The following is a 15,535-nucleotide window of genomic DNA, read 5'->3' as shown; positions in this document are numbered from 1 at the left end:
GGACGGTCGGGATGATCGACGTCGACACGCTCGCCGTCGGGGAGCGGGCGCTCGACGTCGCCAACCTCCTCGTGCACCTCGAGCTGCGGCAGGCCCAGGGTCTGCTCGCCCCGGCGCTCGCGGCGGCCGCCCGCGACGGCTTCCTCGCCGGGGTCGGCGACGTGCCCGGCGACCGCGTGCGCGCGTACGCCCTGGCCTCCCGCCTGCGCCTCGCCGGCGTCTACGCCTTCCGTCCCAGCTGGCGCCCGGTCGCCACCGACCTGCTGCGCGCGGTCGCCGACCGGCCCTACCGGCGCGCGACGTTCGCGGCGCGGGAGCGGGCGACGACGTCGGGCAGGGCGGCGAGCACCGCGGCGACGTCGGCGTCGGTCGTCGTGCGGCCGAGCGAGAAGCGCAGCGCCGAGCGCGCCAGCTCGGACGGGTAGCCCATCGCGACGAGGACGAAGGAGGCCTCCTGCACGCCGGCCGAGCAGGCCGAGCCGGCCGAGGCGTTGACCCCGGCCATGTCGAGGCCGAAGAGGAGGGAGTCTGCGTCGGCGCCCTCGACGGTGAGGTGGGCGACGTGCGGCAGCCGCGGCGCGTCGGCCCCGGTGAGCCGCAGCCCGTCGACCGCGGCGAGCGCCCCCGCGACGAGCCGGTCGCGCAGCGCCGCGAGCCGGGCGCTCTCGGCCTCCCGGTCCTCCACCGCCAGGCTCACGGCCAGCGCCAGCGCGCGGGCACCGGCCACGTCGAGGGTGCCCGAGCGCACGCCGCGCTCCTGTCCCCCGCCGTGGTGGACCGGGGCCAGCGCCAGCTCCCGGCGCGCCACGAGCGCCCCGGTGCCCACCGGGCCGCCCAGCTTGTGGCCGGTCACCGACATCGCCGCGAGCCCGCTGGCCGCGAAGTCGACCGGCAGGTGAGCCACGGCCTGGACGGCGTCGGAGTGGACCGGGACGTCCCCCGCGAGCGCGACGAGCCCGGCGACCGGTTGGACGACGCCCGTCTCGTTGTTCGCCCACATGACCGACACGAGCGCCGGGGCGTCGCCGTCGTCCAGGGCGGCGTGGGTGGCGTCGAGGTCGACGGTGCCGTCCCCGGTGACGGGCAGCACCGTGACGTCAGCGAGCCCGCGCTCGCCCAGCCAGCCCGCGGCGTCGAGCACGGCGTGGTGCTCGACGGCACTGACGAGCAGGCGCGGACGCGGCGAGGGGTGGGCGTAGACGGCGCCCTTGACGGCGAGGTTGTCCGCCTCGGTGCCGCCGGAGGTGAAGACGACCTCGGCGGGCTCCGCGCCGAGGGCCGCGGCGAGCTCCTCACGGGCCTCCTCCAGGCGGCGGCGCGCGTCACGCCCCACCGTGTGGAGCGAGGACGGGTTGCCGCCCCGGGTGAGCTCCTCGGCGTAGCGGGCCGCGACCTCCGGCCGGACGGGGGTCGTTGCCGCGTGGTCGAGGTACGCCATGGGCCCGAGTCTACGAAGCCGCACCCGGACTGTGGGCCTTCTCCCAGGAACAGCACCTACGCTGGTCCGGGTGCCGCCCGAGCGGCACGTACGACCACACGAAGGACTCCCCTGTGCGCCGATCCGCCACCGCCACCACCGCCGCTGCCCTGGCCGCGCTCCTCCTCCTCGCCGGCTGCGCGAGCGACGAGGGCGACGCCGAGCCGGCCGAGACCCCCACCGCGACCGAGGCCGAGTCGCCCGGGGCCGACGGGGGCAACGCGCCCGAGGACGTCGCCGCGCTCGAGGGCATCACCGTCGAGGGCGAGGCCGGCGCCGAGCCGACCCTCACCTTCGAGCAGCCGCTCAACGTCAGCGAGAGCGCCGCCGTCGTCGCCTCGCCCGGTGACGGGGAGGAGATCGTCGAGGGCCAGCTCCTCGTCGTCGACTTCATCCAGGTCAACGGCGAGAACGGCGAGGTCCTCGACTCGACCTACGAGGGCGAGCCGCAGCCGCTCGTCGTCAGCGACGAGATGACCGTCCCGGCGCTCAACGACGTCCTCATCGGTCAGCAGGTCGGTGCGCGCGTCCTCTTCGCCAGCCCCACCCAGGCCTCGGCCGCGATCATGGCCCTCGAGGTCGTCGACGCCCGCTCCCGCGCCGAGGGCGCCGCCGTCGACGTCCCCGAGAACGTCCCGGCCGTCACGCTCGCGGAGAACGGTGAGCCGAGCATCGCGGCCGTCGACGGCGAGGCCCCCACGGAGCTCGTCGTCGCCCCCACCATCGAGGGCGAGGGTGACGTGGTCGAGGAGGGTGACTACGTCTTCGTCCAGTACAGCGGCTGGCTGTGGGACGGCACGTCCTTCGACTCCTCCTGGACCAAGGGCACCCCGTTCTCCCTCGAGGCCGGCGCCGGCCAGGTCATCGAGGGCTGGGACACCGGCCTGATCGGGCAGAGCGTCGGCAGCCAGGTCGTCATGGTCATCCCGCCGGAGCTCGGCTACGGCGACGAGGACAACGGCCCCATCCCCGGCGGCTCGACCCTCGTCTTCGTCGTCGACATCCTCTACGCCGGCTGACCCAGCCCTCCGCCCCCCGCGAATCCCCGACAACAACTTCGCAATTGGTCGCCTGACTGACGCGCATCACGCCTCACGCGTCGGTCACTCGACCAATTGCGAAGTTGCGGGGACGTTGTTGGGGTGCCCCGGGGCAGACGTCAGGCTCGCTTGTGGGTGCGGATCGTCTCGATGGCCTGGGGGAGGACGTCCTCCGCGGCGCCGACGACGCCGAAGTCGGCGAGCTCGAAGATCGGGGCCTCGGGGTCGGTGTTGACGGCGACGACGGTCTGCGCGGCCCGCATCCCCACCGTGTGGTGGACGGCCCCGGACACCCCGACGCCGATGTAGAGGCGCGGCGCGACGGTGACGCCCGTCTGGCCGACCTGCGCGGAGTGCTCACGCCAGCCCTCGTCGGTGACGTCGCGGGTGGCACCCACGGCGCCCCCGAGCAGCTCGGCCAGCTCCTCGACCGCGGTGAAGTCACCGCCCGTGCCACGCCCGCCGACGACGACGGTCTGGGCCTCGGCCAGCGGCACCTGCCCCGTCGCGGGGTACTCGGTGCGCTCGACGACGGCGACGGCCCGGGCCCGGGCGGTGAAGGCCACGGGCACACCGACGACCTCCGCCTCCCCCGCCACCGGTGCCGGCTCGGCGTCGACGGCGGCCGGGCGCAGCGCGACGACGGGCAGCGGTCCGGTCACCGCGCACACCGTCGCCCACGAGGCGCCGAGGACGGTCTTGCCCGCGGCGACACCGTCACCGCGGCGCTCGACGCGGTCGGCGTCGACGACCGCGCCGGTGCCCAGCATGACCGCCAGGCCGGCGGCGATCTCCTTGCCCGCGTACGTCGACACGAGCAGCACGGCCTGCGGCGACGTCGCCGCGACGACGGCCGCCACGGCCTCGGTCGCGACGGCGGCGAGCTGCGGCGCGAGGCCGGCGAGCTCGGGCACGTGGACGGTGGTCACCCCGAAGCGGCCGAGCTCCGCGCGCGCCGCCTCCCCCGGGCCGTGCTCCCCGAGCCACACGGCCGCCACGGCCGCACCGGCCGCGAGGGTCCGCGCGGCGGTGAGCACCTCGGTCGACGACGGCGTGAGCGCGCCCTCGTGGTGGTCGACGACGACGAGCACGGGTCCCTGGGTCATGGGTGCCTTCCTGGTTGGCGGGTCGGTCAGACGAGCTTGGCGTCGATGAGGAACTCGGCCAGCTGCCGGCCGGCGTCGCCGGAGTCGGTGACGATGCGGCCCTGCTCGCGGGCGGGGCGCTCCTCGGCGGAGACCACGGCGGTCGCGGACCCGGCCGTACCGAGGCCGAGGTCGGCGAGCGACCACGTGTCGACCGGCTTCTTCCGGGCGGCCTTGATGGCCCGGAAGGCCGGGTAGCGCGGCTCGTTGGCCTGGTCGGTGACCGACACGAGCGCGGGCAGCGGCGCCTCGAGCACCTCGGCGGCCGTCCCGATGTCGCGGCGCACGCGCACCCGGCCACCGGTCACGGTGAGCTCGCTGGCGAGCGTGAGCGGGGGCAGGTCGAGCGCGGCGGCGAGCGCCGCGGGCAGCATCGAGGTGAGGCCGTCGAGGGAGGCCATGCCGGTGATGGCGAGGTCGACGGGCGCCTCGCCCTGCAGGGTGCGGACGGCGGCCGCGAGGACGCGGGCGGTGGCGACGGCGTCGGAGCCGGCGAGCGCCTCGTCGCTCACGTGGACGCCGCGGTCGGCGCCCATCTGCAGGGCGCGGCGTACCGCGTCCTCGGCGTCGTCGGGGCCCATCGTCAGGGCGACGACCTCCCCGCCGTGCTCCTCGACGAGGCTGACGGCCGCCTCGACGGCGTTCTCGTCGAGCTCGTTGAGGACATCGTCGAGGCCACGCACGAGGTGGCCGTCATCGTCCAGCGCTCGCTCGGACTGGACATCGGGGACATGCTTGACGCACACGACGATCCTCATGGCCCAAGCCTGCCACCTTCGGCGGCCTCGTGCCGACACCGTCCGTCACACCCTCTGGACACCACCATCGACAGCTGCCCCACAGACCTGAGCGGACTCGCGCGCGGTACATCTCACCCGCAAGGCGCCCCACGGCCGCCGCACACAATGGCACGATGGGCTCCACCATGAGTATGACCGTTTCATCCGTTCGCACGAGCCCCGCGCGCAGCGTCGCCCAGCGGGTGACCGGCCGCGCCCCGGCCCTGGGCGCGCACCTGTGGGGCGACGGCATCGACGTCGCCGTGCTCGCCTCCCACGCGACCGCCGTCGACCTGTGCCTCCTCGACGAGGACCACGGGTCCTTCCGCGAGCGCCGCTTCGCGCTCCACCGGGGCGAGCACGGCGTGTGGCAGGGCCACGTCCCCGGTGTCGCCGCGGGGCAGCGCTACGGCCTGCGCGTCCACGGCCGCTGGGACCCCGCCGCGGGACTGCGGCACAACCCCGCCAAGCTCCTCCTGGACCCCTACGCCCGCGGCCTCACCGGTGAGATCGTCCACGGTCCGGAGGTCTACGGCCACGCCGTCGACGAGGACCTCGCCCCCGTCCCCGGCTGGGCGCCCAGCGACCTCGACTCCGCGGGGCACGTCCGCCACGGCGTCATCCTGCCCGAGCCACCGGTCGTGCCCGCCGACGCCCGGCCCCACGTGCCGTGGGACCGCACCGTCGTCTACGAGGCGCACGTGCGCGGCCTCACCCAGCGCCTGCCGGGCGTGCCCGAGCACCTGCGCGGCACCTACGCGGGCCTGGCGCACCCCGTGACCATCGCGCACCTGCTCGACCTCGGGGTCACCGCCGTCGAGCTGCTCCCCATCCACGCGGCCGGTGACGAGCCCTTCCTCGTCGACAAGGGCCTGACCAACTACTGGGGCTACAACACTCTCGGCTTCTTCGCCCCCGAGCCGCGGTACGCCACCGAGGCCGCGCAGGCCCAGGGCCCGGGCGCCGTCCTCGACGAGGTCCGGGGCATGGTCCACCTCCTCCACGAGGCAGGGCTCGAGGTCATCCTCGACGTCGTCTACAACCACACCGCCGAGGGCGGTGACGGCGGGCCGGCCCTGTCCTGGCGCGGCCTGGACAACACCGAGTACTACCTGCACGACGGCGTCCGCCCGGCCCACCTCCTCGACGTCACCGGGACGGGCAACTCCCTCGACTTCCGCCGCGTCCACGTCGTGCGGATGGCGCTGGACTCCCTGCGCTACTGGGTCGAGCGGATCGGCGTCGACGGCTTCCGTTTCGACCTCGCCACGACCCTGGGCCGGCACGGCGCGGAGTTCACCCCGCACCACCCGTTCTTCGTCGCCCTGGCCGCCGACCCTGTCCTGTCCCACGTCAAGCTCATCGCCGAGCCGTGGGACGTGGGCCCCGGTGGGTGGCGCACCGGCCAGTTCCCCGCCCCGTTGGCCGACTGGAACGACCGCTTCCGCGACGCCACCCGCACCTTCTGGCTCAGCGATCCCGCCACGGGCGTGGCCGGCGGCACCGGCGGCGACCTGCGTGACCTCGCCACCCGCCTGGCCGGCTCAGCCGACCTCTTCGGCCACGGCGCCGTCCCCGGCGGGCGCGGCCCGCTCGCGAGCATCAACTACGTGACGGCGCACGACGGCTTCACCCTCGCCGACCTCGTCACCTACAACCGCAAGCACAACGAGGCCAACGGCGAGGACAACCGCGACGGCAGCGACAACAACCGGTCGTGGAACTTCGAGGTCGAGGGGCCGGTCGCCACCCACAGCCCCGTCAACGACCGGGGCGGGCCGGGGGACGCCGCGGTGCGCGCGGGCAGCACGCCCACCGTCCACGAGCGCGGCGAGGACATCCTCCTCGGCCGCCGCCGCGTGGTGCGCAACCTCCTCGGCACGCTGCTCCTGTCCGCGGGCACCCCGATGGTCACGGCCGGCGACGAGATCGGCCGCAGCCAGCTCGGCAACAACAACGCCTACTGCCAGGACACCGAGATCTCCTGGGTGGACTGGGAGCTGCAGCCCTGGCAGGCCGAGCTGCTCGCCACGACCCGCCACCTCCTGCGCCTGCGCCGCGAGCACCCCGTGCTGCGGCCCGCGCACTTCGCCACCGGGCACACCACCGAGGGCGACACCATCCCCGACCTCGCCTGGTACCGCGCCGACGCCGAGGAGATGGACTCCGCCGACTGGCACGACTCCCGGGTCCGGGTGCTCCAGATGCTCCGCTCGGGCCACGCCGTCGGCGACGGTGACCTCCTCCTCGTCCTCAACGGCTCCCTCGACCCGCAGGAGGTGACCCTGCCCCAGGGCGCGGGCGCCGACTACGAGCTGCTGTGGGACTCCGCCTGGGAGTGCCCGCCGCCGGAGGACGCCGAGCCGCAGGTCACCGCGCCGCGCGCGACGACGACGATGGAGCCTCTCACCATGCGGGCCTACCTCAGCCGCCGCTGAGACGCCCGGCCCCTCCCCCGACGCGCCGCCTCCCACCGACGGCCGGACTCCTCGGGCCTTCTTCCCCCCGGCGCACCCCGCTGGGCACAATGGCCGCGTGGCGGAACGGCTCACCGGTGAGGCCCGGGACCGGGTGCGAGCGAGCGCGCTGACGTTCGTCGGCGGACTGACGATCCTCCTCGTCGCCTTCGGCATCTACGCCACGCTCGCCGGCGCCGAGCGGACGACGGTCGTGCCGAGCACCGTCGTCGCGGTGTCCGACGACGGCCGACGCGTCACCGTGGAGCTCGAGCACCGCAGCTGCGAGGAGCCCGCCGGGGTCGCCGTCGACGAGCGCACGGACGAGGTCGTCCTCACCGCCCGCGTCACGGGGCCGTCGGAGGACGACGACTGCCTCCCCGTCACGACCCGGCAGAGCGTCACGCTCACCGAGCCCGTGGGCACGCGCGGGCTGCGCACCACCCGGCCCTGACTCCACGGGCACCCGCTCTCGGCGGGAGGTGGGAGGGCGAGAGCCGCCGCGCCCACTGTGCGCCGAGAGCTGGACCCCGCACCTGCCCCTGAGGGCGGGCGAGACCCAGCTCTCGGCGTGCGGGAGGGTCAGGCCTGGGCGGCGGCGACGAGCGCGAGCTCGGCGGTGCCGGCGACGCGCTCGTGCGTCGGCACGATGCGCACCGAGTAGCCGAAGGACCCGGAGAACTCGAGCTCCACCTCGCCCTGGTAGCCGTACCGGCCACCCTCGTAGGTCTCGCGCAGCTCGAGCGGGCGGGTGGTGACGTCGACGAGCACGTCGTCCTCGTCCACCCGGCCCGTGACGAGCTGGACCTCGACGTCCTGCGGGGTCAGCGCGCCCAGCGTCACGTACGCGCTGACGCCGACGACGTCCCCGACCTTGACGGCGTCGGCCACGCCGGTGGACTCGACGTGGTCCACGCGCACGGAGTGCCAGGCCGCGCGCACGCGGCCCTTCCACTCCGCGAGCGCCGCCGCCTCGGTGAAGCCGCCGCCGTTGAAGGTGCGGTAGGAGCCGGCGACCGGCGTGTACAGCCGCTCGACGTACTCGCGGACCATCCTGGTCGCCTGCACCTTGGGGCCGAGGGTCGCCAGGGTGTGGCGCACCATCTCCAGCCAGTGCTGCGGCACGCCGTTCTCGTCGCGGTCGTAGAAGCGCGGCACGACCGTGTCCTCGAGCAGCTCGTACAGCGCGGCGGCCTCGAGCGCGTCTCGGCGCTGGGCGTCCTCGACGCCGTCGGCGGTGGGGATGGCCCACCCGTTCTGGCCGTCGTACCACTCGTCCCACCAGCCGTCGAGGATCGAGAGGTTGAGAGCGCCGTTGAGCGCGCACTTCATGCCCGAGGTCCCCGACGCCTCGAGCGGGCGCAGCGGGTTGTTCAGCCACACGTCGCAGCCCGGCATGAGGGTCTGGGCCATCTCGATGTCGTAGTTCGGCAGGAAGACGATGCGGTCGCGCACACCCTCCTCGTCGGCGAAGCTGACGAGGCGCTGGATGAGCCCGATGCCCTGCTCGTCGGCGGGGTGGGACTTGCCGGCGACGAGGATCTGGATCGGCCGCTCGGGGTCGGTGAGCAGCCTCCGCAGCCGCTCGGGGTCCGAGAGCATGAGGGTGAGGCGCTTGTAGGTCGGCACGCGGCGCGCGAAGCCGATGGTGAGGACGTCCGGGTCCAGGACGTCGTCGACCCAGCCGAGCTCGGCGGGCGAGGCCCCACGGTCCATCCACGACTTGCGCACCCGGCGCCGCGCGGACCTGACCAGCGCGGCGCGCAGGGTGCGGCGCATCGCCCACAGCTCGGCGTCGGGGACGCCGCCCTGGTCGGCGGGCAGCAGCCAGCCGTCGCCGCTGCTGATCTGCTCGGGGCTCAGGTAGGACTCGGCCATGTGGACGAAGGCCGGGTCGGTCCACGTGGGCCCGTGCACGCCGTTGGTGATCGAGGTGATCGGCACCTCGGTGACGTCGAAACCAGGCCACAGCTGGTGGAACATGCCGCGGGAGACCTTGCCGTGGAGCTGGGCCACCCCGTTGGCCAGGCGCGCGGTGCGCAGCCCCATGACGGCCATGTTGTAGACCGAACGGTCCCCGCCCTCGAAGTCCTCGGTGCCGAGCGCGAGGATCTTCTCGACGGGCACGCCGGGCAGCTCGGCCGAGCCGCTGAAGTGCTCGCGGACGAGCTCGCGGGAGAAGCGGTCGATACCGGCGGGCACGGGGGTGTGGGTGGTGAAGACGGTGCCGCCGCGCACGGCCTCGAGGGCCGTCTCGAAGCTCAGGCCCTCGGCCTCGACGAGCTCACGGATGCGCTCGATGGCGAGGAAGCCGGCGTGGCCCTCGTTGGCGTGGTAGACCTGCGGCGCCGGGCCGCCGGTGAGACGGGCGTGCAGGCGCAGGGCCTTGACCCCGCCCATGCCGAGGAGCAGCTCCTGCTTGAGCCGGTGGTCGGGGGAGCCGCCGTAGAGACGGTCGGTGACCTTGCGGCTCGCCTCGTCGTTCTCGGTGATGTTGGAGTCGAGGAGGAGGAGCGGGACGCGGCCGACGTCGGCGCGCCACACCTGGGCGTGGAGCTCGTGGCCGCCGGGCAGGGGCAGGCGCACGCGCGCCGGGGTGCCGTCGTCCTCGCGGAGCAGGGTGAGCGGCAGGTTGTCCGGGTCGAGCAGCGGGTAGGTCTCGTGCTGCCAGCCCTCGCGGGTGAGGGACTGCTTGAAGTACCCCGCGCCGTAGAGGAGGCCGACGCCGATGATCGGCACCCCGAGGTCCGAGGCGGACTTCAGGTGGTCACCGGCGAGGATGCCCAGGCCGCCGGAGTACTGGGGCAGCACCGCGGTGATGCCGAACTCGGCGGAGAAGTAGGCGATGACGTCGGGCTTGTCCTCGGCGTCGAAGGACTCCTGGTACCAGCGGGGCTGCTCGAGGTACTCGCGCAGGTCGGCGTCCAGCTCGTGGACGCGGGCGACGAGCGCCTCGTCGCGGGCCAGCTCCTCCAGGCGCGCCTTGCCCAGCTCCCCGAGCAGCTCGATCGGGTCGCCGTGGAGGGCCTGCCAGCGTTCCGGGTCGAGCGACTCGAACAGGGCCCGGGTGGGCTCGTGCCACGAGAACCGCAGGTTCTGGGCGAGGGTGTCCAGCGGAGCGAGGGGCTCGGGCAGGACCGTGCGGACGGTGAATCGACGGATGGCTCTCACCCTGCCGAGTGTAACCAGGTTCCCCGCAACATTTTCAGTGGCTTACGGCCCGTTTCAGCCGGGCCCAACGGGACAGTCTGGCCCACCCCCGCGGGCTTCGCAGCCCGGGCCTCAGCGGTCGACCGCAGCCCGCCACGTCGATAGGTTCGTGACCGTGAGTCCCGCACAGCGCACCTCCCAGTCCCCGGCGCGAGCAGCCGTGCCCACGCCGCCGTCCACGCCCGCCGTGCCGCGCCCCGCGTCGGCCACCCCGATCGGCCGGATCCCGGTCATCGAGCTCTCGCCCGTCGTCGAGGGCGGGCGCTGGCCCGCCAAGGCCGTCACCGGTGAGGCGGTCCGGATCCGGGCGACGGTCTTCCGCGAGGGGCACGACGCCGTCGCCGCCACCGCCGTCCTCACCGGTCCCGACGGCGTCGAGCACAGCCGCGTGACGATGGACCCCGTCGACCCCGGTCTGGACCACGTCGAGGCCTGGCTCGTGCCCGACCGCGTGGGCGACTGGACCTTCCACGTCGAGGGCTGGTCCGACCCCTACGGCACGTGGCTGCACGACGCCCCGCTCAAGGTCCACGCCGGCGTCGACGTCGAGCTCATGCTCACCGAGGGGGCTCTGCTCCTCGAGGCCGCGGCCGCCCGCCCGGAGCTGCCCGCCGAGGCGCGCACCGTCCTCACCGACGCCGTCACCGCCCTGCGCGACGGCGAGCGCCCGCCGGCGGCCCGGCTCGCCGCCGGCACCGCCGAGGAGGTCCAGGCGGCGCTCGCCGCGCACCCGGTGCGTGAGCACGTCACCCCCAGCGCGGCCTACCCGCTGCGGGTGGACCGTCCTCTCGCGCTCGTCGGCTCCTGGTACGAGTTCTTCCCCCGCTCCGAGGGCGCCCGCTTCGACCCCGAGAAGGGCGGCTGGGTGTCCGGGACCCTGCGCACCGCCGCCGAGCGGCTGCCCGCGATCGCGGACATGGGCTTCGACGTCGTCTACCTCACGCCCGTCCACCCGATCGGCACGACCAACCGCAAGGGCCGCAACAACACCCTCACCGCCCAGCCCGGCGACCCGGGCTCGCCCTACGGCATCGGCTCCCCCGACGGCGGGCACGACGCCATCCACCCCGAGCTCGGCACCTTCGACGACTTCGACGCCTTCGTCGCCCGCGCCCGCGAGCTCGGCATGGAGGTGGCCCTCGACATCGCGCTGCAGGCCTCCCCGGACCACCCGTGGGTGACCGAGCACCCCGAGTGGTTCACCGAGCGCGCCGACGGCACCATCGCCTACGCCGAGAACCCGCCGAAGAAGTACCAGGACATCTACCCGCTCAACTTCGACAACGACCCCGAGGGGATCTACCACGCGGTCCGCGACATGCTCCAGGTGTGGATCGACCACGGCGTCACCGCCTTCCGGGTCGACAACCCCCACACCAAGCCGCTCGACTTCTGGGAGCGCATCCTCACCGACGTGCGCGCGTCCCACCCGGAGGTCATCTTCCTCTCCGAGGCCTTCACCCGCCCGGCGATGATGCGCACCCTCGCGGCGATCGGCTTCCACCAGTCCTACACGTACTTCACGTGGCGCACGACGAAGGAGGAGGTCACCGAGTACCTCGAGGAGGTGTCGGTCGAGACCTCCCACGTGCTGCGGCCGAGCTTCTGGCCCACGACCCACGACATCCTCACGCCGTACATGCAGACGGGCGGTGCCGCGGCGTTCGCGATCCGCGCCGTGCTCGCCGCCACCGGTTCGCCCACGTGGGGCATCTACTCCGGCTACGAGCTCGTCGAGAACGTCGCCCGGCCCGGCGCCGAGGAGCAGATCGACAACGAGAAGTACGAGTTCAAGGCCCGTGACTGGTCCCGGGCCGAGCACATCGGGATCTCCCGGCTCCTCACGGAGCTCAACCGCATCCGCCGGGCGCACCCGGCGCTGCAGCGGCTGCGCGGGCTCACCGTGCACCCGACGACGGACGACGCGACCGTGTGCTTCTCCCGGCACGTGCCGGCGCACCTGTCACCGACGGGGCGGGCCGACACCGTCGTCGTCGTCCTCACCCTGGACCCGTTCACCACCCGGGAGGGCGTCATCGACCTCGACCTCACCGCGCTCGGCCTGCCCGAGCCGGCGCCGGGCGCGGACCCGGGCACCCCGCTCCTGGCCGCCACCGACGAGCTGTCCGGCGAGACCTACTTCTGGGGCCGGCAACCCTACGTCCGCCTCGACCCCCACCAGCGCTGCGCGCACGTCCTGTCGGTGAGGCCGCTGTGAGCCCCCACAACCCCGTGCGCGCCCTGACCGCCCGCACCGACCCCATCCCCCGCCTGGGCCACGGCGAGCGCCCCGGCCTCACGCCGGACCCGGAGTGGTACCGCACCGCGGTGTTCTACGAGGTGCTGCTGCGTGCCTTCGGCGACTCCGACGGCTCGGGCACCGGAGACCTGCGCGGGCTCATCGACCGCCTCGACTACCTCCAGTGGCTCGGCGTCGACTGCCTGTGGATCCCGCCGTTCTACCCCTCGCCGCTGCGCGACGGCGGCTACGACGTCGCCGACTACACCGCGGTGGCCTCGGAGTACGGCACCATCGAGGACTTCCAGGAGCTCCTCGAGGAGGCCCACTCGCGCGGCCTGCGGATCATCATCGACCTCGTCATGAACCACACGAGCGACCAGCACCCGTGGTTCCAGGCCTCCCGGGCGATGCCGGACGGCCCCTACGGCGACTTCTACGTGTGGAGCGACGACAACACCAAGTACGGCGACGCCCGCATCATCTTCGTCGACACCGAGACCTCGAACTGGTCCTTCGACCCCGTGCGCCGCCAGTACTACTGGCACCGCTTCTTCTCCCACCAGCCGGACCTCAACTTCGAGAACCCCAAGGTCATCGAGGCGATGCACGACGTCGTCCGGTTCTGGTGCCGGCTGGGCGTGGACGGCTTCCGGCTCGACGCGGTGCCCTACCTCTTCGAGGAGGAGGGGACCAACTGCGAGAACCTCCCGCGCACCCACGAGTTCATCCGGGACCTGCGCGCGATGGTCGACCGTGAGTTCCCCGGCACGCTCATCCTCGCCGAGGCGAACCAGTGGCCCGAGGACGTCGTCGAGTACTACGGCACGGACACCGAGCCCGAGTGCCACATGTGCTTCCACTTCCCGGTCATGCCGCGCCTGTTCTACGCGCTGCGCGAGCAGCGGGCGCACGCCATCCGCGACATCCTCGCCGACACCCCGGCGATCCCATCGGGCGCGCAGTGGGCGACCTTCCTGCGCAACCACGACGAGCTCACCCTCGAGATGGTCTCGACCGAGGAGCGTGCCGCCATGTACGGCTGGTACGCCGAGGACCCGCGCATGCGCGCGAACGTCGGCATCCGGCGGCGGCTGTCCCCGCTGCTCGGCAACTCCCGCGCCGAGATCGAGCTCGCGCACGCGCTGCTGCTGTCCCTGCCCGGCAGCCCCTACCTCTACTACGGGGACGAGATCGGGATGGGGGACAACATCTGGCTGCCCGACCGGGACGCCGTGCGCACCCCCATGCAGTGGTCCCCGGACCGCAACGCCGGCTTCTCCACCGCCGACCCGGGCAAGCTCTACCTGCCGCTGGTCCAGTCCCTGGTCAACCACTACCAGGCCGTCAACGTCGAGGCGCAGTACGCGACGCCCACCTCGCTGCTCCACTGGGTGCGCGGCATCCTCGAGGTGCGCCGCGCGCACCCGGTGTTCGGGACGGGTGACTTCACCTTCCTCGAGGTGGACAGCGACGCGGTGCTCGCCTTCGTGCGCGAGAACGACGACGAGGCGATCCTCTGCGTCATGAACCTCGCCAACACCCCGCGCGCCGCCCAGATCGGGGCCCCCCGGCACGCCGGGCGCCAGCTGACCGACATCTTCGGCGGGGCCGTCTTCCCCGCCGTCGACGCCTCCGGGCAGGTGACCGTCACCCTCGGCTCGCGCGACTTCTTCTGGCTCCGTATCGAGCCGCTCGCGCCGCCCGTGGAGCCGCCGCCGGCGAGCGTCCCCCCGGCGGGGACGCCGCACGAGCCCCTGCCGCCCGTGGACCACCGGGAGCCCTGATGCCGACCCTCACCCCGGCGTTCCCCGACTTCCTGCCCGACTGGGTCGCGCGGCAGCGCTGGTACACGGCCAAGGGCCGCGCACCGCAGCTGCGGCGCGTCGGCGGGCTGCGCCACCAGGACCCCGAGGGCGAGGTGGGCGTGGAGACCTGGCTGGTCCAGGACGACGGCGGGCCCGCGCCCGTGGTCTACCAGGTGCCCCTCACCTACCGCGGCGCACCGGTGCCCGAGCTCGCCCACGCGCTCGTCGCGCAGGCCGAGCACTCCGAGCTCGGCCCCCGGTGGATCTACGACGGGTGCCACGACCCGGTCTACGCGCGGCTGCTCCTGTCCACGATCCTCGGCGGGGGGACGGTCGAGTCCGACGGCGGGGCGCAGTACGGGCGGGCCTCGGGGCACCGCGCGGGCGGCGACGGCGCGATGGGCTCGCACACCGAGGGGGAGACGGTGCGGGTGCTGCGCGGGGAGCAGTCCAACACCTCGATCATCTTCGAGGGCGAGGACGGCCCGCCGGTCATCTGCAAGGTCTTCCGGGTGCTGGCCGACGGCCGCAACCCCGACGTCGTCGTCCAGGAGGCGCTGGCCGGTGCCGGCAGCACCCGGGTGCCCGCCCCGCTGGGCGACCTCTACGGGGAGTGGCCCGGGCCCGGCGACCAGCGCCAGCACGGCCACCTCGCCTTCGCCCAGGAGTTCCTCCCCGGCGTCGAGGACGCGTGGCGGGTGGCCGTCCGTGCCGCCGTCGACGGCGTGCACCTCGGTGAGCGGGCCGCGCGCCTGGGTGCCGCCGTCGCCTCCGTGCACCGCGACCTCGCCGCCGCCTTCCCCACCCACGAGGCGACCGCGCCGGTGCGCTCGCAGCTGCGCGCCACGTGGCGTCACCGCGCCACGGCCGCGCTGCTCGAGGTGCCCGGGCTCGAGGAGCACCGCGAGACGATCGCCGCCGTCTACGCCCGTACCGAGAACGCCCCGTGGCCCGGCCTCCAGCGCATCCACGGCGACCTCCACCTCGGGCAGGTCATCGAGGCGCCCGGACGCGGGTGGCTGCTCCTCGACTTCGAGGGCGAGCCGCTGCGGCCGCTGGGCGAGCGCACCGCCCCGGACCTCGCCCTGCGCGACGTCGCCGGGATGCTGCGCTCCCTCGACTACGCCGCCGGGGCGGCCCTGCGCGAGCAGGGTGCCGACGTCGCCCCCGACTGGGTGGCCGGGGCACGCGACGCCTTCCTCGAGGGGTACGCCCGCGAGGCCGGCCGCGACCCCCGTGAGCACGCTGAGCTGCTCGCCGCCCTCGAGCTGGACAAGGCCCTGTACGAAGCGGTCTACGAGGCCCGCAACCGCCCCCAGTGGCTGTCGATCCCCGTCTCCGGGGTGCGGCGGCTGCTCGGCGTGACCGCCCCCTGACTTCT

Annotated in this window: 10 protein-coding genes; 6 read left to right on the top strand and 4 right to left on the bottom strand. The window is 74.0% G+C overall.

Annotated features, from left to right (window positions below; all coding sequences use genetic code 11):
- Positions 1–286: 286 nt before the first annotated feature.
- Complete coding sequence (locus GD632_RS02045; protein ID WP_152188116.1) at positions 287–1,438, bottom strand: cysteine desulfurase family protein; 1,152 nt, start codon at positions 1,436–1,438, stop codon at positions 287–289.
- A 113-nt stretch (positions 1,439–1,551) separates the two neighbouring features.
- On the opposite strand from GD632_RS02045, the gene GD632_RS02040 reads away from it, so the two are divergent.
- Positions 1,552–2,496, top strand: coding sequence for an FKBP-type peptidyl-prolyl cis-trans isomerase (locus GD632_RS02040; protein ID WP_152188114.1), 945 nt, complete (start codon positions 1,552–1,554; stop codon positions 2,494–2,496).
- A gap of 140 nt (positions 2,497–2,636) precedes the next feature.
- Here GD632_RS02040 and GD632_RS02035 read toward each other — a convergent pair whose 3' ends face one another.
- Together GD632_RS02035 and GD632_RS02030 are read right to left on the bottom strand one after the other, a co-directional pair.
- On the bottom strand, positions 2,637–3,623 hold the full coding sequence (locus tag GD632_RS02035; RefSeq protein WP_152188112.1) for an electron transfer flavoprotein subunit alpha/FixB family protein: 987 nt from the start codon (positions 3,621–3,623) through the stop codon (positions 2,637–2,639).
- A 26-nt stretch (positions 3,624–3,649) separates the two neighbouring features.
- Positions 3,650–4,420 carry an electron transfer flavoprotein subunit beta/FixA family protein gene (locus GD632_RS02030; RefSeq protein WP_152188110.1) on the bottom strand — a complete coding sequence of 257 codons (771 nt, stop codon included), beginning with the start codon at positions 4,418–4,420 and terminating at the stop codon, positions 3,650–3,652.
- Positions 4,421–4,587: 167 nt separating this feature from the next.
- On the opposite strand from GD632_RS02030, the gene glgX reads away from it, so the two are divergent.
- Both glgX and GD632_RS02020 read left to right on the top strand, forming a co-directional pair.
- Positions 4,588–6,879 (top strand): glycogen debranching protein GlgX, encoded by a 2,292-nt coding sequence (gene glgX / locus GD632_RS02025; RefSeq protein ID WP_452176634.1) that lies wholly within the window; start codon positions 4,588–4,590, stop codon positions 6,877–6,879.
- 97 nt (positions 6,880–6,976) lie between these two features.
- Entirely contained in the window at positions 6,977–7,351 is a 375-nt protein-coding gene (locus tag GD632_RS02020; protein WP_152188108.1) for a hypothetical protein, read from the top strand.
- A gap of 128 nt (positions 7,352–7,479) precedes the next feature.
- On the opposite strand, the gene glgP is transcribed toward GD632_RS02020, so the two are convergent.
- A complete protein-coding gene (glgP, locus tag GD632_RS02015; RefSeq protein ID WP_152188106.1) occupies positions 7,480–10,068 on the bottom strand; it encodes an alpha-glucan family phosphorylase in 2,589 nt (862 codons plus the stop codon).
- Here glgP and GD632_RS02010 point away from each other — a divergent pair.
- The 3 genes from GD632_RS02010 to GD632_RS16135 are packed head-to-tail and all read left to right on the top strand — an operon-like array spanning position 10,058 to position 15,530.
- Positions 10,058–12,325, top strand: a complete 2,268-nt coding sequence (locus GD632_RS02010; protein ID WP_152188104.1) for an alpha-1,4-glucan--maltose-1-phosphate maltosyltransferase — start codon at positions 10,058–10,060, stop codon at positions 12,323–12,325. The two genes, glgP and GD632_RS02010, sit on opposite strands and share 11 nt — an antisense overlap.
- A gap of 14 nt (positions 12,326–12,339) precedes the next feature.
- On the top strand, positions 12,340–14,133 hold the full coding sequence (treS, locus tag GD632_RS02005) for a maltose alpha-D-glucosyltransferase (protein WP_152188377.1): 1,794 nt from the start codon (positions 12,340–12,342) through the stop codon (positions 14,131–14,133).
- Positions 14,133–15,530, top strand: coding sequence for a maltokinase N-terminal cap-like domain-containing protein (locus GD632_RS16135; protein ID WP_152188102.1), 1,398 nt, complete (start codon positions 14,133–14,135; stop codon positions 15,528–15,530). Before treS ends, GD632_RS16135 begins: the two co-directional genes overlap by 1 nt.
- Positions 15,531–15,535: the final 5 nt, after the last annotated feature.

Origin of the sequence: Georgenia satyanarayanai, from assembly GCF_009193135.1 — a bacterium.
In the GTDB taxonomy this organism is placed as follows: Bacteria; Actinomycetota; Actinomycetes; order Actinomycetales; family Actinomycetaceae; genus Oceanitalea; species Oceanitalea satyanarayanai.
Note: the sequence above shows the minus strand (reverse complement) of the source record. Positions and strands in the feature narration are given on the sequence as shown.